This is a genomic window from Candidatus Zymogenaceae bacterium (assembly GCA_016931225.1).
In the GTDB taxonomy this organism is placed as follows: domain Bacteria; phylum Desulfobacterota; class Zymogenia; order Zymogenales; family Zymogenaceae; genus JAFGFE01.
On record JAFGFE010000015.1, the window covers coordinates 1 to 22,170 of the forward strand.

The following is a 22,170-nucleotide window of genomic DNA, read 5'->3' on the forward strand; positions in this document are numbered from 1 at the left end:
ATCAAGGGCGATTGCCGGTAGGCCATGTGAATGCACTCATCCAGCGTGTAGGTCAACTCCACCTTGCCGTCGGATATCCCCTCGTCCTGAGACAGGGCGGTATACGGTGCTGAAAACAAGAAAGCGAGAAGAAGTGAAATCAATACAGATGTGCGCAATAGTTTCATATATTTTCTCTGTTAAAATACGATAAGAAAAGAGCGTTTATTCAGAAATCATTACGGGACGGAAAAAACCGTGAGGAGAACAAATAACATGTATATGCATCAAGTAATCGATTATAACAATAGATGTGGTTTTGTCAAGACAAACAAAATAGGAGAGATAAGAAGATGAAAAATATTGATGATATCGGTACCTGTATTGTACGAGAGGGTGTTCCGAGTGTCCGGTAACGGGTTATTTTTTTCCTTGTATTTTTTTGATTATGATTTTATTGTGTAAAAAAGTTGAGAATGACCATGAAATATTCAATTAAGACGGCAAGAAATTGGATTTTTGCAGCCGTGGTACTGCTTGTACTGGTAGTGGGGATATTACCGGCTGTATTTCCACAACAGACAGACGGGAACGCGTTTGTTACACACATTGAGGGATTCGTGGACCTGAAGAAGGTCGGCGGTGATGAATGGGTGTCTCTCGTGGAAGGGTATGTGCCGAAAATAGGAGATGAGATTCAAACCGGATCGGAGGGGTGGGTGGAAATCACCCTGAAAGATTCAAGCCTGATGAAAATAGGACCGGACAGTTATGTTGTTATAAAGGAATTGGGCTATTTTGAGGTCACAAAGACGAGCACGAGCGTCATAGAACTGGTACAGGGGAAGGTCAGGGCATGGGTTACGCCGTTTCAGACAAAGGGAGCCGCTTTCTTTATCGAGACGGAAAACGCCTCAATCGGTGTAAGGGGAACGGACTTTGGGGCGATGTTCGATCCCGACTCACTGAGGACGACGATTATCGGCATAGAGAGCTGTGTAACGGTGGAATATCGCGACATTCCGGGCGCCGTAACGGCCATGGTATGCGAAGACAAGATGTTGGATGTGATCACCGGCGAGGCCCCCGGCGCGGTGGGAAATATAGACCCTGCACTCCTTCGTCAGTTTCTCGAGGAGATGAGTTTTTCCGATGTGTCGGGGGCAGGAGACTCGGGCGGAGCCGGTGACCCGTATATCGACAGGGCGTTCATAAACAACCGTATCGAACTTGATGATATATATGAAATAATCGTGAACAGGAGTAATATCTCTCCCACAGGAGAGATCGAAGTAAACGGAACCGCCGCCGACGATTCATACCCGGTGAGCGCCGTGGAGTACAGTCTCAACGGCGGCCTGAGCTGGGACCGGGCCGACGGAACGGAAAACTGGAGGTTTTCATTTATTCCTGAAGAAACCCGGGAGTACGAATTGATGCTCCGTGCGATCAACAGCCGGGGTACCTCGTCCGGGCCGTACGATATCGGTCCCTGGACCATCACATATCTGGATGTCGATACGGAAGAGATCGCCAAGGAATTTCTTGATTCCTTCATTATGTATCTTGAAACGGAAAACCAGAGCGGCCTTGAAGATCTTATCTCCGAAGAGTATGACGGCAACGTCGGCGGATACTACTCCAAGGGTGAACTGATATCTGAAAGCATCGAGCCGTTTTTCGACGGTGTATCGACGATCACGGTGAACTACAACGTGGACAGAGTGAATGAATCGAGCATTGTGGTGGAGACCACATGGAATACGACAATCGCGGGATTCAACAACGACGGCCGCACCACATGGTGGTTGAAAGGGGAGGATCAGTATCGGTTGACGCATGCGGAGGGTGATTGGCTCCTGGGGGGGAAAACCGCCGGTGTCAAAGAATCGCTGGAGTTGACCTATGCGTATCTTAACCTGGGTTCATGTGATCATGTCGTCAGGGTTTTATTGACCGTTCCGGATATCCCTCTGAACGTGACCGAAGTGGAGGTGGAACTCGAGGCGGAAACCTGTGCTTCCGAGTATCGGACGCTGACCCGGTCATATTATAAGAATTTTACCGGGTCCAGTGCCGGATTCGGGGGTGAATTTGTCGTAGAGAGTGTTACCAACTGTACGGATCCGCACCTGTGCGGCAGCGAAAGTATCATGTATATTTCAACCAATTCCTGGTTGGACGGCTATTTCTATGATTACGGGTACGATCTTTCAGGCTTCGTCGATCTGCCGTGATAGAGGGCATTGTTTCGATGGTTTGTCTCCGATAACGGGATGGGCGACTTCGAGTCGGATATAAGTATCCAGGCGGACGGAATTCACCGGCTGAGACGGTGATCGAATGATACACGGATATCGCATCCGCGGTCGGAAGAATGTGTCGCGTATCGATGCGGAATGGGGATGGCGCGTTCGAACGTGAACGATGCAGAGCGATATACCTGGCTACGCAGAAAAGCTCGTTCTGCGCGTTGACGGAAGAGACATGCCGATGTTGATTGACGTCGTTCTTTGTGGTGACGGGATCGGCGGTATCGATGGTGAGGATGCGGTAAAACCGAAACGAGGACATAACGATGGGTGCCATAACCGATATCGACGGAATACTTCTGGGGCATGCGACCGATGAGAAACATCATACCGGGACGACGGTGCTGGTGTGTGAGCGGCCAATGCCGTGCGGCGTGGATGTGCGGGGCGGCGCGCCCGGAACCCGGGAGACGGACGTCTTTTTATCTATGAATCTGGTCGAAACCGCCGATGCCGTCGTGCTGTCCGGCGGGAGCGCCTTCGGTCTCGACACCGCCTCTGGGGTTATGGCATGGCTGAAGGAAGAGGGCCGGGGGATGGATACCGGGTACGGCATAGTGCCCCTGGTGCCTGCGGCGGTGATCTTCGATCTCCCCGTCAGTAAAGGTGCCGTACATCCCGATGCCGATATGGGATATCGGGCGGCGAAAGGGGCCGTGTCCGGGGATGTGCCGATGGGGAATGTGGGGGCAGGGAGCGGGGCAACCGTGGGCAAGCTCTACGGTATGGAGTTCGCCGTAAAATCCGGCATCGGCACGGCGTCCGTCGTTGGGGCCGGTGGGGTGGTCGTCGGGGCGGTCGCCGCGGTCAATGCGCTGGGAGATGTCATCGATCCGGAGACGGGACGGGTAATCGCCGGGACGCTCAATCGGGAGCGAAACGGTTTTGTCGACGCCAGAAAGGTCATCCATGATGTCAGCTTTCCATTTATGCCCCCCGGCACGGCCACGATTATCGGTGTGGTCGCCGTCAATGTGTCTTTCGGAAAGACGGATATGAACCGAATTGCACGAATGGCACACGACGGCCTCGCCCGGGCGGTATTTCCCTCTCACACCATGCTTGACGGCGATACCATTTTCGCCGTTGCGGCGGGAGGAATTGCATATGCGGATGTCAGCATATGCGGTACGCTGGCGAATGAGGCCATGAGCCTGGCGGTCATCGATGCGGTCAAGAAGGCGGAAAGCATAGAAGGATATCCGGCGATCAGAGACCTGTGAGTGCGGGTATCCGGCGTCGTCCCGAGTCGATCATCAGACGGGAGGTACGCCCCGGATAAGGGTGAATATAAGGACGTACAAGGAGTGTGTTGTTGTCACAAAGAGCACTCGTATCTCTGACGTCTATCTGCACGTGTTACCTCTTGTCAAACGACGTCATGAAGACTCCAAGGAGCAAGACGGTGTACAGGATGACCATGATTCCGAGTACCCATAACGACCATTGACCTACCATTTTAAATATCACTCCTTTCTGAATTCAGCCGCACGTTCTATGACATTTATAGCCGATGTTTGTTTCATATATTCACTCCCTTTTGTATATTCTAGCATGTAAAATATAAAGAAGTTCAAATATTATTATATATTTCTATTTTTATCCTTTTATAGCTATATCGTAGCATTGTCATTTGGGGCGGTCTGTGACTCCGATTACATTACGAATTATTTTCGTACCCGCCGGAGTATGAGGCCGGACGGGAAATATACAGTGCTCCCTTTTCGACTCCGAATATTCGTACGCTTCATACTGAAACACCTGTTTTTTAAAACGGGTGAAGATAAAAGGATGAATACGGGTGGAATGCTGTTTTGCTTGACATCAATACACATATTCTATAACATTAGCAATTTATCGTTTGTGGCCATTCATGACGAAAAATGAGGTGAAAACATATGGCGGATATTAAACCTTTTCGGGCTTTTCGATATAACGAGAGACTGCTTAGTGCAGCCGAGCGGGTGACGACACCGCCGTATGATGTCATTTCCGATCGCGATCAGGAGTATTATTACGACCAGAGTCCCCATAATGTTATCCGATTGATTTTGGGCAAAAAATTTCCGGATGATACCGAGGTACAGAACCAATATACCCGGGCCAGAGAATTTTTGGACATGTGGATCAATGAGGGGATTCTCGTTCGGGAAGAGTCCAATTGTCTGTATGGATACACACAGACATTTGTAACGGATACTGGAGTAACGTTGACACGACGCGGATTTGTGGGATTGATGAAGCTCACAAATTGGGATACCGGTACGATCTTTCCCCACGAACGAACCTTTTCCAAACATAAAACCGACCGGCTTAACCTCATGCGTGAGGTGCGGGGCCAGTTGAGCACGGTCTTCGCCCTCTACGCAGATACGGAGAGGAAGACGGTGGATCTGGTGGATACGGTGGTTTCGAGCACGAAACTGGCGAAATTTACCGATGCGAAGGGGGTGGAGCATCGCCTGACACGATGTGATGATACGGAAGTGATCTCCTCGCTCACCGATCTGCTTGTCGATCTTCCCGTCTTTATCGCCGACGGACATCATCGCTACGAGACGGCGCTCATGTATCGGGATGAGATGGATGAAAAGGGCGCGTCCGGGGACGCCCACAGGTATATCATGATAAACTTCACGCCGATGGAAGACAGCGGGGTATACGTGTTGGCGCCCCATCGGGTGATTTCTACTCCCGCCGGATTCGATGAATCGGCGTTTCTTGGGCGTGCGGGGGAACATTTCAAAATAGAAGAATACACAATACAAGGAAGCGACCTCGATGAGTTTATGACATCGATGGAACGGTCAGGAAAGGGACATTTCGGGTATTATTCGGGAGGGGATACCGCGTATCTTCTTTCCATCAGGGACACCGATTCCATTATGAAGCTTATGCCCGATGATATGCATGAAGTCGTCAAGTCCCTTGATGTATCGGTTCTCCGCGAGGCGATCATCGGAAAAATCATGAACGTGTCGCTTGGTGAGATATCCTATACCCGGGAGCTGGACGAGGCTCTTGGAATGCTGCGCTCAGGAAACCGGGTCGTTTTTTTCATCAATCCGACAACGATCGAAGAAGTCAGGGACGTATCCATGGAGGGGCAGCTCATGCCGCAAAAGAGTACGTTTTTCTACCCGAAGGTATGTTCCGGACTGCTGTTTAACCTGATACGTGAGTAACGTGGTCGGTCGGCCCAAGGGTGTGAAAGGAGGGCGAAGCCGATGGGGGGGCTCGTCCTGGAACAGCCGTCTGACGGCTATCGATATTGTTTGGATCCGTTTTTGCTGGCGGATTTCGTCATCCCAAAAGATGCCGAGCGAATACTGGATGTGGGATGCGGTGTGGGTGTGATTGGTCTGGTCATCGCGTGGCTCTGGAAGAACGTCTCGATCGTCGGCGTGGAGATTCAACGGCGGCTGTTCGATTTTGCACGGGACAACACGGAAAAAAACGATTTGAGTGATCGCGTGGAGATGCTTCACGGCGATTTCCGTGAGATTTCACGTTTCATCTCCTCCGGCTCCATCACCTCCATTGTATCAAATCCACCGTTTCAACCAATCGGCACCGGAAGGATAAGCAAAAACAGCGAGGCGGCCGTCGCCCGGCACGAGATGTGTGGAGGCGTCGGGGATTTCATAGAGGCAGCGACCGCGGTGTTGGGGAAGGGCGGAGGCATATTCCTCGTGTATCCGGCTCATCGGTGGACACGACTTTCCGCACAGCTTGAGGATGCCGGTTTCGGGCCGAAGCGGATTCGGTTTGTTTATCCACGGCCGAAGGCCGCAGCACACCTTGTTCTTGTGGAAGCGGAATACCGCAAGGAACACGAGCTTGAAATGTCAACCCCGCTCGTCATATATAACGAGAACGGTGAATATACAAAAGAAGTTGGCAAGCTTTTTGCTAAATTATCAACACATTGTTATTGACAGACATGTCGTGAAGTGGTTTAATGAAATCGAGTAATGAGATGACACAGAGAAACAGTATAAGAAGAATAAGCCGAACACGGCTGATGTTCCATGGCTCAGGAATTACGACAAGAGTTAAAACTCGCCCAGAAACTGGTGCTGACACCCCAATTGCAGCAGGCCATAAAACTTCTTCAATTGACCAGACTGGAGCTGAGAGAACACATTAGCCAGGAATTGACGGAAAATCCGGTTCTTGAAGAAACTCTCGAAGCGTCGGACGGCGGTTCCGCCGAAGAATCCCTTGTTGAAAAGTTGATACAAGATGATGGAGTATACGGCTTCCCGGATGGGTATTCCTATCGTGACGGTTTTACCGATTCGGATGAAAAACAGAGTTTTATAGAGAACTCCGCACGGAAAAGCGGATCGCTGATGGATCATCTCATATGGCAGATTAGCATGAGCGATCTTGACAAATATAAAGTCCAGATCGCTGTGGAAATCGCTGGAAATCTCAATGACGACGGGTATCTCTCGGCGACGCTGGATGAAATTGCCGAAAACAACAATGTGCCGATATCGGGTGTGGAATCGGTATTGAAGAAGGTTCAGCTCATGGATCCGGTGGGGGTGGCCGCCAGGGGGTTGCAGGAATGTCTCATGGTGCAGGCACAATATCTCAACATGGCAACGCCACTGGTGCAGGGAATTATCGATGAATATCTGCCGAAGCTGCAAAACAGAAACTACTCCTTCATCGCAAAAAAGATGGGGGTGGATATTGGTGAGGTTATTGAAGCGGTTGAGGTGATAACCGGTTTGGATCCGAAGCCGGGAAGAGCATTCAACATCGAAGAGCCGCAATACATTATTCCGGACGTGTTTGTCTACAAGGTAGACAATGAATACATTATCAATCTGAACGATAACGGTTTGCCCCGGCTCAGAATCAGCAAATTGTATAAAGATATGCTCAACAGCGGCACTGAGCTACCGGACGCCACAAAAGATTTCATCATGGAGCGGATACGTTCCGCCACCTGGTTGATAAAAAGCATCCATCAGCGACAGCGGACAATACAGAAGGTATCGCAAAGTATCGTGGAGCACCAGAAGGATTTTCTCGATCGGGGTATCGAGTATCTGAAACCGATGGTGCTTCGGGACATCGCGGATGACGTGGGGGTTCATGAATCCACCGTCAGCCGGGTGACGAACGGGAAGTATATGTATACGCCACGGGGGGTATTTGAACTCAAGTATTTTTTTACGGGAAAGGTCAGCTCTGATATTGGTGAAGACAAATCGGTCGAGACAGTGAAGAATCGCATCAAGGAAATCATCAATGAAGAAAATTCCGCCCGGCCCATCAGCGATCAACTGATAACCAGGATGCTTAAAGAGGAAGGGATCAACATCGCTCGAAGGACGGTTGCAAAATATCGTGAGCAGTTGGGAATTCTTTCCTCGTCCCGAAGGAAAATATATACAGTCAAGGAGGCCAATTAATGCGGGTCAATGTTACGTTTAGACATATGGAGAATACCGAGGCGCTTCGGCAGTATGCCGAGGAAAAGCTTCAAAGAATCAAGAAATATCTCTATACCCCCGCCGATATTTCGGTCGTGTTGTCTGTTGAAAAACATCGGCACATTGCAGAGGTGATAATAAACGCGGAAAAGATGACCATTAAGGGCAAGGAAGCCACAGACGATATGTATTCGGCCATCGATATTGTTATTGAAAAAATCGAGAAACAGGCGAAGAAACATAAGGACAAGATGGTCGGCCATAACAAGGCGAATGTCAAAGATCGCCCGCTGGGGATGAATCCGTCTGAATCCGATTTCTCCGGCGATGTGTCTAACGATGCAACAATTAATATCGTTACACAGACCATCGACGGAAAACCGATGACGGCGGAAGAGGCGGCGATGCAGTTGGATGATTCCGGAAGGGAGTTTCTCGTCTTTATCAACGCCGAGTCGAAAGATGTCAACGTTGTATATAAGCGCAGGGATGGAGACTACGGCCTTATTATTCCCTCTGAAGAGCGAAGCTGATCATACGAAAAAGGTGATGGATGAAGATTCTGGACATTATCAACGAAGATCTCATCAAACCGGATCTTTCGGCGACGAACAAGGAAGAGGCTCTGGCGGAATTGGCGAGTCTGATCGCCACGAAGGAGGGCCTTGACGAGAATAGAATCGTGGGGGTGCTCAGAGAACGGGAAAAGCTGGGAAGCACGGGTATCGGAGACGGTATCGCCATTCCTCACGGGAAGCTCAAGGGACTCAAGAAGCTTGTCGCATCATTTGGAAGATCAACAAAGGGCATTGACTTTCAATCCATTGACGGAAGGCCCACGCATTTATTTTTCCTGTTGATGGCTCCCGAAAACACCGCCGGTGTGCATTTGAAGGCGCTTGCCCGCATTTCCAGGCTGCTCAAGGATAAAAAATTTCGGGAATCACTCCTGGTTGCCGGCACCACCGAGGAGATATTTCAGGCGTTGCAAGACCAGGATGAAAAATTATAATAAAGCAGTAATACAGACCGGCCCGTGAAAATCACGCGCAGAACAATTCACGGCACTCTCCTGTATATATTCAATCGAGGCGTTCTGATTATCGGGGAGAGCGGTACCGGTAAAAGCCGCATTGCCAGGGATATTCTCGGACATATGGACTTTTTCGGGCAATGCGGCTTGGTTCGTTCCGGGAGGCTTGTCGCGGACGATATTATAGAACTGGAGATGACATCGGAGGGCCTCGTTGGTGCGGCGCCACACACCCTCTTCGGGCTTTTGGAAATCTCGGGTGTGGGGATCATCGACGTACGACGGGTGTTCGGCCCCTCTCTGGTTCGGCGATCATCTTCCATCGACATCATTGTACGTCTGGAGGAATCGCCGGATGTATTGACGGCCGCTCCAAAAATGACGGTATCAATCAACTCTCACGGAGAGGAAGATATCCCGGTCATTTATATCGCTGCAGGGGTGTCCGGTGATGCGGTCGCGGCGGCGGTTATCGAACATATCATGATCGAGGCGGGCGTCGAGGCGCCGGTCCTCGATGAACTTGTAAAGCAGAGATGACATTCAGTGCACCAAGTATACATCTCTTTATTGTGACCGGGCTTTCGGGATCGGGAAAAAGCACCGTTATCAACGCCCTGGAGGATATCGGTTTTTTCTGCATCGATAATATGCCGGTCGTACTCCTGCCGACGTTTGTGGATCTGCTCCATCAATCAAGCTGGGATATCAACAAAGTCGCCATTGTGATGGACGTGAGGGAGCGGAGGTTTTTGTCTGAGTTCCCGGACGTTTTTGAAGAACTTACGGAAAAGGGACAGCCATACCATATCATCTTTCTCGAAGCCACAGATGATATCCTGATTCGCCGGTACAAGGAAACAAGACGCTCCCATCCCATGGCGGAAAATCCCCGGGAGGGCATCGCCCGGGAGCGAAAAGCCCTGGGCGAGCTGAAAGGCCAGGCGCATCTGATCATCGATACGTCTGATTTCACACCGCACCAGCTCAGGGACCGCATCTTCGATTATTTCAAGGAGCTCGTCCCGAAGCGTAAGCTGAGGGTGACGGTCATGTCGTTCGGGTATCGCCATGGGACCCCGTCGGAAGCGGACGTGATGATGGACGTTCGGTTTTTACCGAATCCGTTCTTCGTGGAGACGCTGAAAAAGAAGACGGGAATGGACGGGCAGGTAAAGAAATTCGTCCTGGGAAAACAGGAGACGAGCGAATTTCTTCAGTTGTTCAAGAACCTTCTTTCGTACCTGATCCCCCGGTACGTCGAGGAGGGGAGGTCCTATCTGACCGTGGCGTTGGGATGTACCGGAGGCATACACAGGTCGGTGGTTCTGGCGGGTGAGGTGGCTCGGTGGCTCGGAGATTCGGAAGACTGTATCATAAACGTGGTACACAGGGATATTAACAAAAAATAAAAAAATGAGTGACTGTATGGTGGGTATAGTGATCGTTTCCCATTTAAAGCTTGCAGAAGAAATGTTGAAAACGGCGGAGCTGATCGTCGGTCCCATAGAGAAGGCGAAAGCGCTTTCCCTTGATCCGAAGAAGGACGTCGACGTGATGCGAAATGAAATAAAAAAGGCCATAAAGGAAGTCCAGACGGGTGAGGGAGTCATCGTGCTGACGGACATGTTCGGCGGAACACCATCCAATCTTGCCCTGACATTTCTTGATGCGGGTATTGAAGTAATCTCGGGTTTCAATCTTCCGATGCTGATAAAGATCGCGACACACCGGGAAGGGTTGGAAGTAAAGGAGGTCGCGCGCATCGCCAAAACATACGGCATCAGTAATATCAACGTGGCCACTGAATTTTTGAGCACGAAGAAATAGTATGGGCATTATCCTGGTACGAGTGGACAGTCGTCTAATCCATGGACAAATCCTTGAGGCATGGATTCCGCATACCGGATCGGACGCTTTGATGGTGGTGGACGACGAGGTGGCGGGAGACCTGCTCCGCCGTACCGTCATGCAGATGGCGGTGCCAAGCAGTATCAGCGTGTCATTCGAAACCGTCCAGGACGCCGTAAGTCAATATAAACAAAACGGGTTTCAAGGCAGGAAAATGATGCTGCTGTTTTCGAAACTCGATGACGCCGTCAATGCATTCAGGAACGGCCTCAATTTCAACGCATTGAACCTGGGCAACATGCATTACTGCGAAGGAAAGGTCCAGGTGTGTGCGAATATCTGCCTGGATTCGGATGACCTGACCCGCATCATGTACCTGGAAAAAATGGGCGTATACATCGATTCCCGCTCGGTTCCGGGGGAGAAGAAGCTCGATCTTTCGAAGACCGCGTTTCTGAAGAAACAGCTTTTTTAACGAAGATGAGTATTTATTCATTTACCATACCATATGTGCTTCTTGGAATCGTCGGTGCCGTCCTGCATCTTGATCGGACGTACGTTTTGCAGGTCATGATATCCCGTCCGTTGATCGCCTCCTCGATCGCCGGTGCGATTCTGGGCGATGTTCTCATCGGGCTGACCGCGGGAATGACCCTTGAGTTGCTCTGGCTGGGGATACAGCCCCTGGGTACATCAATCCCCCCTCATGATACGCTCGTATCTCTGGTCGCTCCGTCCGCCGTGATACTTTCACTGAGGATCGTCGATACTCCACAGGAGAGCACCCTGGCGGGCATGATCGCGCTCTCCATACTCCTGTCGCTTCCCCTGGGAGAGATCGGACGAATCGCCGACATACAATTGCGCAAAAAGAACGGCACCATGCTGGCCGAGGTGAAAGAGGAAATCGGCTCCGGAGACGTCGCCCCCGTTGCGAGAAAGGTGTTCAAAAGCATCGGCATGGCGGGGATATGTTTTTTTGTGTTGTCCCTTATTTCCGTGGCGCTGATAACGATGATTCTGGCGCTTGTTGTCCCACTGCTTCCCGAAAGATTGTGGACCGGGCTGGAGATCATTTGCCTTTCCATACCGATTTTCGGCGTTGTTTCAATGATCGCCGCCGGCATGTCTCCGGTCAGGTTCGGTGTTTCATTCCTGGCGGCGTGTGCCGCGCTCTTTCTGATTGTGGGGGTAGTATAACGTGAGGGGAACGCTGGGACGAATATTTTTCCGGAGCTTCTTGATTCAGGCGGCATGGACGTTTGAAGGATTGCAGAGTATCGGTTTTACCTACGGCATCGCGCCGCTTCTCAAGCAGGTATATCCCGATCCCCGGGAGCGGGCAAAGGTGGTTGGAAAATATTTGGACTTTTTTAATTCACATCCATATATGTCTACAGCGATCCTCGGAGCCACGGCATCGCTGGAGCTTGCGGAGAAGCGGGAGAATAGGGGGACACCGGAACAGCTCAAGAATACCGTCTCCGGCCCGCTGGCGGCGATTGGTGATGCGCTGTTCTGGACGGGATTGAAACCACTTTTTTCCATCATCGCGGTTATTGCCTCGTTCCTTGGATACATGGCGGGCCCGCTTATATTTCTGGTGTTGTTTAACGCCTTTCACATCTGGATGCGGATCGTTGGATTCATCCAGGGATTGCACCACGGTTTCGGCCTGGTGCGTTTCGTGGATGCCCTGAAGCTGCCGGAGCTGACTCGATTTATCAAGCAGGTGACGACGATTCTCTTGGGTGTATTCAGTGCGTGTTTTTTGTTTTTTTTGCCGAATATTTCTACACTTTCAATACCACCGTTGTTTCGAATGCTGGCTGTCTGTCCTTTTTTCTGTGTCTATCTGTTGATAAAAAGGCGGGTGCCGGTGCTTGTCCAGATTTATGTTTACTCTGTAGCGGTTCTTGCATTCTTTCTCTTGTGGGGATGAGTATTCTGAAATGTGTGAAATAAGTGACATGACAAAGAAAAATCAAAACGAAGATCAGAGTACTGTTTCGGAACAATTCGAAATCGTCAACACGCTGGGCCTCCATGCCCGGGCGGCAGTGCTGTTCATCAAGGTTGCAAAGGAATATCAATCCGATATTCAGGTCGTCAAAGACGGGCTGGAGGTTAACGGAAAGAGTATTATGGGTATTCTTATGCTGGCGGCGACTAAAGGCAGCATAATCACAATCAATGCCCAGGGCACGGACGCCGAGGATGCCATACGTGAGCTGGGGAAATTGATTGAGAACAAGTTTGGAGAAGAGTAACGTGACTGCCATGAAGGAACTACATGGAATCGGTGTTTCTTCCGGTATCGCCATGGGGAAGGTACATCTGATAGATCGCAGTAAGGTCAAATATACCCCCCGTTTTATACGAGATGAAAACATTGATTCGGAAATCAGACGTTTCAGTCTGGCCATTGAGGATTCGTACAACCAGCTTCAGGAAGCACAGGAAAAAATATCCGAAGAGCATTTTCAGGACTTCAAGCACATTATTGAAGCGCATATGTTCATTTTGAAGGATCGAATGCTCAACAGTGAGACCATCAAGACCATCGCTGAAGAACGCGTGAACGCCGAGTGGGCGTTGAGAATGGTTCACGAAAATATCGTCAGCTTTTTCAAAAAGCTCGATGACGATTACATATCGGAACGCGTGAGCGATGTGGATTACGTCGTCGAACGGGTCATGAGAAATCTCGTGGGCAAAGAGCAGGAGAGCATAACCGGGATCAAGGAAAACGTCATCATCGTCTCTCATGATCTTTCTCCGGCGGATACCGCCCAGATTGACAGGAGCGTCATCAAGGGATTCATCACCGACATCGGCGGAAGAACGTCTCACACCGCTATTATGGCCAGGTCTCTCGAGATACCGGCGGTCGTGGGTCTTGAGTATGTCAGCGAGGAGACCAAGAGTGGAGATTACATCATCCTCGACGGCAAGAAGGGGGTTGTCGTTATCAATCCCACAGAGGAAGTCAAGGACATATACAACGAATGCCTGAAGCGATTTGAGGAGGAAGAGCGGGAGCTTCTGCTGCTCAGGGAGCTTCCCAGCATTACCACGGACAGCCACGCCGTTACGCTCATGGCGAATATCGAGATGCCCCAGGAGCTGGAATCGGTCATTGAACACGGCGCCGAGGGCATCGGCCTGTATCGAACCGAGTTTCTCTATCTGAACCGCCTGGAGCTTCCCAGTGAAGAAGATCACTTCGAGGTTTACAAGTACGTTGTGGAAAAAATTCAGCCGATGGTCACCACCATTCGGACTTTCGACCTCGGCGGAGACCGGTTCCTCTCTCCGGTTCACCTGGCCAAGGAGATGAATCCGGCGATGGGGCTTCGCGCCATCCGATTCTGTCTTCGAGAGCTGGAAATATTCAAGGATCAATTGCGAGCCATTTTGCGGGTCAGCGCGTATGGGCCGGTTCGAGTGCTGTTTCCCATGATCAGCGGTGTGGGAGAGATCAGGGAGACGAAAGTAATTCTGGATCAGGTTAAGGAGGAGTTGAAAAAACGGGGCACGCCGTTCGATGAAAACATCCAGATCGGTTCGATGATGGAGATTCCATCGGCGATGGCCATTGCGGACCTTCTGGCCAAGGAGGTGGATTTCTTCAGCATCGGTACAAACGACCTTATCCAGTATTCTCTGGCGATCGACAGGGTGAACGAGCACGTCAATTATCTGTATGAGCCGTTGCACCCTGCGGTCCTCAGGATGATAAAGGGCGTCGTCACCTCCGCCAAGGTATCGGGCGTCAACATCGCCATCTGTGGAGAGATGGCGGGCGAATCGATATATCTGCCGATACTGCTCGGCCTGGGACTCAAAGAACTCTCCATGAACGCACTCTCCATCCTGAGGGTGAAAAATATTCTCAGAGAGATGTCCTATCAGGAATGTAAGGAGATAACCGAGAAGGCACTCGGCTTTTCAACGGCGACGGAAATACATAATTTCGTCTTCACGAAAATGAGCGAACGGTTTCCTCACATTTTTGGACCACCGGATCAGAATGGATAATAGCCCTTGACGGAATGGTGTGAATAGGGATATACTTTATAGTTTGAAAAAAAGTACGAGTAATAAATGTGGCGTCGGGGTATTTTGTTTTGGCGTCATTTCGTATACAGAGAATAGGAGGGAAAACAAATCATGTCAATGACCGACTTTCTTTTCACTTCAGAATCAGTTACTGAAGGTCATCCGGATAAAGTTGCGGACCAGATTTCCGACGCCATCCTAGACGCGATGTTGGAAAACGATCCTGCCTCCAGGGTTGCATGTGAGACGCTGGTAACCACCGGCATGGCCATTATCGCCGGTGAAATCACCACACAGACATGGGTGGATATGCCTGAAATTATCAGGCAGACGATAAAGGAAATTGGGTACAATGATGCCGCAATGGGATTTGATTGGGAGACCTGCGCCGTTCTGACCTCTATCGACAAGCAGTCTCCCGATATCGCGCAGGGTGTGGATACCGGGAGAGGACTGCACGAAGAACAGGGCGCCGGCGACCAGGGGCTGATGTTCGGATACGCCTGCGACGATACGCCCGAGTTGATGCCGATGTCCATCAGTTTCGCCCACAAACTCTGCCGTCGGCTGGCGGATGTGAGAAAGCAGAATATCCTGGATTTCCTCAGACCGGATGGGAAATCCCAGGTTACCGTTCAGTACGTGGATGACAAACCCGTGCGGGTGGATGCGGTGGTTATCGCCGCCCAGCATTCGCCGGATGTTCCCTACAAAAAGCTGGAGGAGGGGATCATCGAGGAGGTTATCAAGAAAATTATTCCACGGGAGCTGATCGATAAAGACACGAAGTATCATGTAAACGCCACCGGCCGGTTTGTTTTGGGAGGACCTCACGCCGACTGTGGTCTGACGGGAAGGAAGATCATCGTCGACACCTACGGCGGTCAGGGCAGTCACGGCGGTGGGGCCTTTTCGGGAAAAGACCCCTCAAAGGTGGACCGATCCGGTTCCTATATGGCTCGATATGTTGCTAAAAATATCGTCGCAGCGGGACTTGCCAGGAAGTGCGAGGTCCAGGTTGCATACGCAATCGGCGTGGCCGAGCCGGTATCGCTGATGGTCGACACGGGGGGCACCAGCGTCATTCCTCCAGATGAAATTGCACGAATCATTCGGGAAATGTTCGATTTCCGTCCGGCGATGATGATACAGAACCTGGAACTTCTCAATCCCATTTTCCGAAAAACCGCCGCATACGGTCACTTCGGCAGGGAAGACGAGGGATTTCGCTGGGAAGAGACCGACATGGTGGACAAGTTGAAAAAAACGGCTGGGGTGTAGGATATCCCAGAGTTCTCGTCTTATCGGATCCACTATTCGATGAGATACGTCGAAAACAGTATCGGGCCGGGTGTGAATCCGGTCGTGGAGGCAATACACGGTGAAATGTGATATCAAGAACAAGGGACTTAAGGATATCGGCGTCAAGCGCATTGAATGGGCGCACATGGCCATGCCCGTGCTCGAGTCCATCAGGAAGAGATTTGAAAAGGAGCGGCCCCTTGAAGGACTGACACTGGGAGCGTGCCTTCACGTCACGACGGAGACCGCGAATCTCGCCATCACCCTCAATGCAGGCGGCGCCCGAGTATTCCTCTGTGCGTCCAATCCGCTCTCGACCCAGGACGATGTCGCGGCGGCGCTGGTAACGGAATTCGAGATACCTGTTTTCGCCATCAAGGGCGAAAACGACAAGACATATTACGAGCATATCAACGCCGTCATAGACGAAAAGCCGAATGTCACCATGGACGACGGCGCGGACCTGGTATCGGTACTCCACAGCAAGAGGACCGATGACCTGAAGAACGTCATGGGGGGCACGGAGGAGACCACCACCGGCGTCATCCGCCTCACCAGCATGGCCGAAAACGGCGTGCTCAATTACCCGATCGTCGCGGTAAACGATGCCAGCACAAAGCACTTCTTCGACAACCGCTACGGCACGGGACAATCGACCCTGGACGGCGTTGTGAGGGCCACCAATCGCCTGATCGCGGGATCGGTGTTCGTCGTGTGCGGATACGGATGGTGCGGCAAGGGACTGGCAATGCGGGCCTCGGGCATGGGCGCGAACGTCGTCGTGACAGAGGTGGACCCGCTTATGGCCCTGGAGGCGGTGATGGACGGTTTTCGGGTCATGCCGATTGCCGAGGCCGCGGAAATCGGCGACTTTTTCGTGACCGTCACGGGTGACATCAACGTCATCTCCGTGGAGTCTTTCGAGCGTATGAAGGACGGCGCGGTGGTGGCCAACTCGGGACACTTCAATGTCGAGCTCGACCTCGGGGGCCTTGAAAAGATAACCGAAAAGAAGAGGGAAATACGGGATTTTACCGTCGAACATACCCTCAAGAACGGAAAAAGGGTCTATGTGCTGGGTGAGGGAAGGCTCATCAACCTGGCGGCCGCCGAGGGACACCCGGCGGCGGTTATGGACATGAGTTTCGCAAATCAGGCCCTCTGCTCCGAGTACATCTTCAATAACTACAAGAAGCTGGAAAACAAGGTCTACCCGGTACCCATTGACATCGACAGAGAGATTGCTCGATTGAAGCTTGCGTCGATGGGGGTGAGAATCGACACGCTGACTCGCGAGCAGCAGGAATATCTCAGCTCCTGGCATATCGGAACGTAATCGCGGCGTTCATGTATCGAAAGATACGATCATGCGGGGGCATCGATACTGATGTCCCCGTTTTTTATGAGAGAAAAAAATGACTCCGAAAAAGGGATATATCGCAGACCTGTCTCTGGTGCTGATTTGTCTTTTCTGGGGCACCTCATTTATCCTGGTAAAAATGGCAATCATGGAGGTGGACCTCTACTATTTCGTCTTTCTCAGGTTTATCCTGGCGGTGTTTATCGTCGGGGGGCTGTTTTATCGGCGGCTTCCGCACTACAATCTCAAAATACTGAGGGACGGCGTCATCATGGGCGCGGCCCTGTTCGGGGCGTTTGCCCTTCAGACCATCGGCTTGAAGTATACCAGCGCCTCAAATGCCGGCTTCATTACCGGGCTGCATGTTGTGCTGGTGCCCCTGATGCTGGCACTGATATTCAAAAGAAAGCCGGCCCTGAACGCCACGATGGGCGCCGTGGTGTGTGCAATCGGTCTTTTTTTCCTCACCGTTGGAGACACGTTCACGATCAACCGGGGTGATGTCTGGGTGGTGCTGTGCGCCGTGTTCGTCGGACTGCATGTGATTTTTACCGGGTGGTTCGCCGTTCGCCACGATGTCTACCTCTTGGCCCTGACACAACTGGTGACCGTCATGGTTCTTTCCCTGGCGTCGTCGTTCATTCTGGGGGAGGGACCGGTCTCTCCATTCGCCCTCTCACCCTTCGTCATCCTGGTTGTGGTGGTCATGGGGATATTCGCCACCGCCTTCAATTTTACCGTGCAAACCTGGGCACAGCAATACACCACGCCCACCCGTGCGGCGGTGATATTCACCATGGAGCCGGTATTTGCGGCGATATTCGCATATTGGTGGGGTTCCGAGGTGCTGGGTTCCCGGGGATACCTGGGTGCGGCATTGATCCTTGCGGGCATCATTCTTACCGAAATCAAGATCACCGAATGGAGGGAGGGAAAGAACGGCTCACATACGGATGACAGGGCGGACACCGAAGGGTCCAGTTTGTGACGGGATCGTATCGCACGGGAAGGGAGATGGGCGCATTTCGCAGACAACGGAGCGGGCGTTAAAAAAAACGGGTCGTTCCCCTCAGCGGTACAGGATCATAAAAACGTCCCTTTTTCATCGGAATGTCGCCGTGGGGATTTTTCCCCGTCTGACTGATCAAAAAATCAGGAATTTTCGCCCACGGCAAGATCATCGTCAATGATCGGTATCGATCAGTCTATTGATAAGGATTTTCGTGGCGGTTGATATGAGGTCATCCCCGTCGGTGATTGTGAGCTTCTCTGTTCTCACTCCCTCGAGCGTGTCGATTAGGTCGGTCAGGATCTTGGGGGATTCAACGATCTCTCGCACCTCCATTAGAAAGGGCCCAATCTCACCCTCGGGCGCTCCGCCCGTCACCGATTTTACCGCGATCAGGTACAGTTGAAAGACCATACCGTACTGGTCGGCTTCGGAGATGATTTTCAGAGCCTCTTCGAAAGGGCGTTCCTGGGGGGTGCCGTTAACGATGAACTGGAGTCCGGACGTTAGGTATTTTTCCAGGGCTTGTTGGGCGAGTTCGGAGGTATCGGTCAGCGGCATGAGGCGTGCCATGACGTTCGCCCAGTTGTGATACGCCTCGGGAAATATATTCCTCTTCTGCACGGCGGATTCATACAGATCCGCGGCCTGTATGAAATGATCCACCGCCTCTTTATACCGCTTTTTGGAGATCATTTCCTGTGCGGTGCGATAATGTATGTTCCCCGCCTCGTAGTGGCGGTTTGCTTCAGTAGTATCGTCCATGAAGAGGGATCCTTTGTGGAGATCTATACGCAATTACGTCGTGACGTCGATTTGGTGTAAGGCCGTATCGCCCAAGGTGCCGTATGACGCACGGTAATGATGGGGATAACGAAACCGTGCCGTTTAGTCAAGGAAGATGAGGAGGTGGTGCGAAGTCGTTTCTTTGTATGTGCACGCTACCGCCTCATAGGTATCGACACCGATCGGTGGGGTGTCTGTCGGAAAAACGCATGTGCTGAGGGCTCAGACAGATACAGGCTCCGGAGATTTCGGCGTCCGGTCGTTTCGATCTTTTAATGCGAAGACTCGTCGTCACTGAGACGATAGAGCTTGAAAAAGTAATCGATTCCCGACCAGACGGTGAAGACCAGGGCGACCCACATCACCAGGATTCCCGCCGCGTGAAAATTAAATGATATAGGAAAATTGTTAATAGTGATGACCTGATAGTTGTGATGAACTATGAGAAACAAGGTGGCGATGACCTGGAACATGTTCTTGTATTTTCCCAGGAAACTGGCGGCTATGACGGTGCCGTCGGCGGCGGCGACGGCGCGCAGGCTCGTCACGCCGGTTTCCCTGAGGACGATGACGGCGACCATCCATGCCGGGACACGATCTAAGGGGATTAACATAATGAGCGCCGTCAATACCAGGAGCTTATCCGCAAGGGGATCGAGAATCTTACCCAGATTGGTAATCAGGTTGTATTTTCTTGCGATGTATCCATCGACGATATCGGTGAGAGAGGCGAGTAAAAACAGTATGCCGGTGAACAGGTTTATCCAGAATCCGGTGTGTATAAGCATAACCATGATGACCGGAATGATGAATATCCGAAACATGGTCAAAACATTCGGGACGTTAAAATTCTTCGGTTCTTTCTGACTATTCAATGATTACTTTTCCTTCTCCGTTCAATTCAATAAATGGGACGGTTATATGCCCGTCTTTACCCTTTTTCTGTGAAATCTCCGTCACCTTGGGAATGATTTTCCCCTCCCACCCGATAATCGAGGATGCGTTTACTTTTAAGGGTGTTTTTTTCGTGATTTCTTTTATAACCGGTGTTTTTTCGGACTGAATCGCAACGTCTCCCGCCCCCTTCAGGTGCACGATTTCCAGTGCCGTGGAATCGTCTATCCGGATAGCCCCGTTTTCCCACGAAATTCCGGATTGGAACGCCATGATCGCAGATTCCTTGATATAAAACACCGTGTCGGCGCTCAGTGTAATGATCTTCACCATTCTGTTTCCTGTGGAGAGCATGATTCTGCCAACGCCGTTTATCTCCACAAGCGGGTCATCATCCCCCCCCAGATCTTCAGCGGCTGTCTTTCCCTTGAAGATTCTTTTCGCGGCGTTGAAGGAGACATCACCTTCAACGGCTATCAAACCGCCCACCCTCCCGTAGGATATCCCGGTGGAATCGATGTTCAGTATATTCGGTTGCAGGTCCGGCTGTTTTGATTGATCCGTATCGACGCTGAATGTGGATGTTACCGATGGTGATGTGTCCGTCGTGGTTGAGGTGTCATTGGTCGAGTGGGTTTCGGCCTCGAGGAGGCCGTCGGTGCCCCGTTTCAATCCGATATGTTCTACCTGGGTGGAATTCTCGTAGACATCCAATGATTTGCCTTGTCTGAAATCATCGAGCATCTGCTTGAGTTCCGGATCGAGACTCAAATCACCCACGGGTACGGCGCCCTGGGGCGTATCTCCTTCATCCCGCTGGTCGATCATGATGGTTGACGGATCACGGTTTCCCGCGATTACCTCGTCAACCTTCTTCGCCATTGTTCGTGATCCGGCCCGGAGAAACTCCTCCCGTGCGCTCTTGTATTTTCCCAGTTCGGTATACACGAGGCCCAAGTAGTTGTGTGCCCGGGCGTAGTCCTGTTTGAGATTGACCGCCTCGTTGAGTTCCCGAACCGCGTCAAAGTATTTCTCTTCCTTGAAATAGACGAGGCCCAGATTGGCCCGGAGGGTGAACATGTCCGGATTTTTCTTGACGAGTTCACGATAGACGGATTCACACTTGTTGTATATCTCAAGGCGGAAGTATATCAATCCCAGTAGATTTTGAACCGCTTCGTTGCCCGGAGAGAGCTTATTGGCCTCTTCGAGGTTTTGCAGAGCCGAATCGTAGTTACCCTGGTCAAGATCAGTGCGACCCTGCTTGAACAGCCTGAGGAATTCTTCATCCTTCACAAATTTTTCCTCAACGGTGGACACGAAGCGTGAATTCCTCCTTCTTTTGGAACGAAAGAACGGGAACTATCGATAGTATTCCCAGAACTTCAGTACCTTTTTAACATAATTTTGCGTTTCTTTGTAGGGGGGAATTTGATTATCGTACTTGATAACCGCATTTTCTCCCGCATTATATCCGGCCAGGGCGAGTTCTGTATCTCCTTTGAACAGATTCAACAAATAGCTGAGATATTCGGTTCCGCCGTATATATTCTGACGGGGATCGAAGATGTCGGTTACGGAGAATCTCTCGGCGGTTTCAGGTATCAGCTGCATCAGGCCGCATGCGCCCTTATTCGACATCGCATTGGGATCGAAATTTGATTCGGTTTTAATGACCGCCTTTATTAATGATGGATCGACCGCATAGAGCATGGCGGCGGTGTTTATGATTGTGTCATAATCGCTTACGGAATAGTAGTAATAATCATAGGTGACATATTCATCCTCCAGCTCGTCGTAGATCATGACGAAGCCGCCGGTATTTGGAACATTGGTAAAGACGATACAGCCGTCGGGATCCACCTTCATGTAGAAATCGGCAGGTGCCGTCATTGGAGTGAACAGGCATAAAACAACCAGAGACAGAAGGACCAGATACAGATGTTTCATGATACTACTGTGTAAAAGTTAGGTATAAATATCTCTAATTACCTCAAAATTATAAACAGTTTAGTATAAATAAAACAAGATTACAAGTTTTTTATAACCATATGCGGAAAACGCATGAAAAAAGCAAAATAATAAGAAGTTTCGAGAAATTTATTATACACAAAACCGAGTAAAATGAA

General features: G+C 50.9%; 22 protein-coding genes. 18 read left to right on the plus strand and 4 right to left on the minus strand.

The window, feature by feature from the left end:
• The first annotated feature begins 461 nt into the window (after positions 1-461).
• The 18 genes from JW885_06355 to JW885_06440 all read left to right on the plus strand — a co-directional run bounded on the left by JW885_06355 (position 462) and on the right by JW885_06440 (position 18,340).
• A complete protein-coding gene (locus JW885_06355; protein ID MBN1881778.1) occupies positions 462-2,216 on the plus strand; it encodes a FecR domain-containing protein in 1,755 nt (584 codons plus the stop codon).
• Positions 2,217-2,557: 341 nt separating this feature from the next.
• Complete coding sequence (locus JW885_06360; GenBank protein ID MBN1881779.1) at positions 2,558-3,514, plus strand: P1 family peptidase; 957 nt, start codon at positions 2,558-2,560, stop codon at positions 3,512-3,514.
• Positions 3,515-4,189: 675 nt separating this feature from the next.
• Positions 4,190-5,476, plus strand: coding sequence for a DUF1015 domain-containing protein (locus JW885_06365; GenBank protein MBN1881780.1), 1,287 nt, complete (start codon positions 4,190-4,192; stop codon positions 5,474-5,476).
• Positions 5,477-5,518: 42 nt separating this feature from the next.
• Positions 5,519-6,229, plus strand: a complete 711-nt coding sequence (locus tag JW885_06370; GenBank protein MBN1881781.1) for a methyltransferase — start codon at positions 5,519-5,521, stop codon at positions 6,227-6,229.
• A 93-nt stretch (positions 6,230-6,322) separates the two neighbouring features.
• A complete protein-coding gene (gene rpoN, locus JW885_06375; protein MBN1881782.1) occupies positions 6,323-7,723 on the plus strand; it encodes an RNA polymerase factor sigma-54 in 1,401 nt (466 codons plus the stop codon).
• On the plus strand, positions 7,723-8,277 hold the full coding sequence (raiA, locus tag JW885_06380) for a ribosome-associated translation inhibitor RaiA (protein MBN1881783.1): 555 nt from the start codon (positions 7,723-7,725) through the stop codon (positions 8,275-8,277). Before rpoN ends, raiA begins: the two co-directional genes overlap by 1 nt.
• A 20-nt stretch (positions 8,278-8,297) precedes the next feature.
• Entirely contained in the window at positions 8,298-8,756 is a 459-nt protein-coding gene (locus tag JW885_06385; GenBank protein MBN1881784.1) for a PTS sugar transporter subunit IIA, read from the plus strand.
• A 24-nt stretch (positions 8,757-8,780) separates the two neighbouring features.
• A complete protein-coding gene (locus tag JW885_06390; GenBank protein MBN1881785.1) occupies positions 8,781-9,317 on the plus strand; it encodes a hypothetical protein in 537 nt (178 codons plus the stop codon).
• The gene (gene rapZ, locus JW885_06395) at positions 9,314-10,189 is read left to right on the plus strand and encodes an RNase adapter RapZ (GenBank protein ID MBN1881786.1); all 876 of its coding nucleotides are present in this window, start codon (positions 9,314-9,316) and stop codon (positions 10,187-10,189) included. Before JW885_06390 ends, rapZ begins: the two co-directional genes overlap by 4 nt.
• 16 nt (positions 10,190-10,205) lie before the next feature.
• A complete protein-coding gene (locus JW885_06400) occupies positions 10,206-10,607 on the plus strand; it encodes a PTS sugar transporter subunit IIA (GenBank protein MBN1881787.1) in 402 nt (133 codons plus the stop codon).
• A 1-nt stretch (position 10,608) separates the two neighbouring features.
• On the plus strand, positions 10,609-11,103 hold the full coding sequence (locus JW885_06405) for a PTS sugar transporter subunit IIB (protein ID MBN1881788.1): 495 nt from the start codon (positions 10,609-10,611) through the stop codon (positions 11,101-11,103).
• A gap of 5 nt (positions 11,104-11,108) precedes the next feature.
• Positions 11,109-11,828 (plus strand): PTS sugar transporter subunit IIC, encoded by a 720-nt coding sequence (locus JW885_06410; protein ID MBN1881789.1) that lies wholly within the window; start codon positions 11,109-11,111, stop codon positions 11,826-11,828.
• A 40-nt stretch (positions 11,829-11,868) separates the two neighbouring features.
• The gene (locus JW885_06415; GenBank protein MBN1881790.1) at positions 11,869-12,570 is read left to right on the plus strand and encodes a PTS system mannose/fructose/sorbose family transporter subunit IID; all 702 of its coding nucleotides are present in this window, start codon (positions 11,869-11,871) and stop codon (positions 12,568-12,570) included.
• A 28-nt stretch (positions 12,571-12,598) separates the two neighbouring features.
• A complete protein-coding gene (locus JW885_06420) occupies positions 12,599-12,898 on the plus strand; it encodes an HPr family phosphocarrier protein (protein MBN1881791.1) in 300 nt (99 codons plus the stop codon).
• A gap of 10 nt (positions 12,899-12,908) precedes the next feature.
• Complete coding sequence (gene ptsP / locus JW885_06425; GenBank protein ID MBN1881792.1) at positions 12,909-14,669, plus strand: phosphoenolpyruvate--protein phosphotransferase; 1,761 nt, start codon at positions 12,909-12,911, stop codon at positions 14,667-14,669.
• 132 nt (positions 14,670-14,801) lie between these two features.
• Complete coding sequence (locus tag JW885_06430; protein MBN1881793.1) at positions 14,802-15,971, plus strand: methionine adenosyltransferase; 1,170 nt, start codon at positions 14,802-14,804, stop codon at positions 15,969-15,971.
• A 100-nt stretch (positions 15,972-16,071) separates the two neighbouring features.
• Positions 16,072-17,328: an adenosylhomocysteinase gene (locus tag JW885_06435; protein ID MBN1881794.1), complete on the plus strand. Its 1,257-nt coding sequence runs from the start codon at positions 16,072-16,074 to the stop codon at positions 17,326-17,328.
• A gap of 79 nt (positions 17,329-17,407) precedes the next feature.
• Complete coding sequence (locus JW885_06440; GenBank protein ID MBN1881795.1) at positions 17,408-18,340, plus strand: DMT family transporter; 933 nt, start codon at positions 17,408-17,410, stop codon at positions 18,338-18,340.
• 195 nt (positions 18,341-18,535) lie between these two features.
• On the opposite strand, the gene JW885_06445 is transcribed toward JW885_06440, so the two are convergent.
• The 4 genes from JW885_06445 to JW885_06460 form a co-directional block, all read right to left on the minus strand.
• Positions 18,536-19,126, minus strand: coding sequence for a hypothetical protein (locus JW885_06445; protein ID MBN1881796.1), 591 nt, complete (start codon positions 19,124-19,126; stop codon positions 18,536-18,538).
• Between the two features lie 293 nt (positions 19,127-19,419).
• A complete protein-coding gene (pgsA, locus tag JW885_06450; GenBank protein ID MBN1881797.1) occupies positions 19,420-19,971 on the minus strand; it encodes a CDP-diacylglycerol--glycerol-3-phosphate 3-phosphatidyltransferase in 552 nt (183 codons plus the stop codon).
• A 43-nt stretch (positions 19,972-20,014) separates the two neighbouring features.
• Complete coding sequence (locus JW885_06455) at positions 20,015-21,361, minus strand: tetratricopeptide repeat protein (protein ID MBN1881798.1); 1,347 nt, start codon at positions 21,359-21,361, stop codon at positions 20,015-20,017.
• A gap of 42 nt (positions 21,362-21,403) precedes the next feature.
• Complete coding sequence (locus tag JW885_06460) at positions 21,404-21,991, minus strand: lytic transglycosylase domain-containing protein (GenBank protein MBN1881799.1); 588 nt, start codon at positions 21,989-21,991, stop codon at positions 21,404-21,406.
• Between the last annotated feature and the right edge of the window lie 179 nt (positions 21,992-22,170).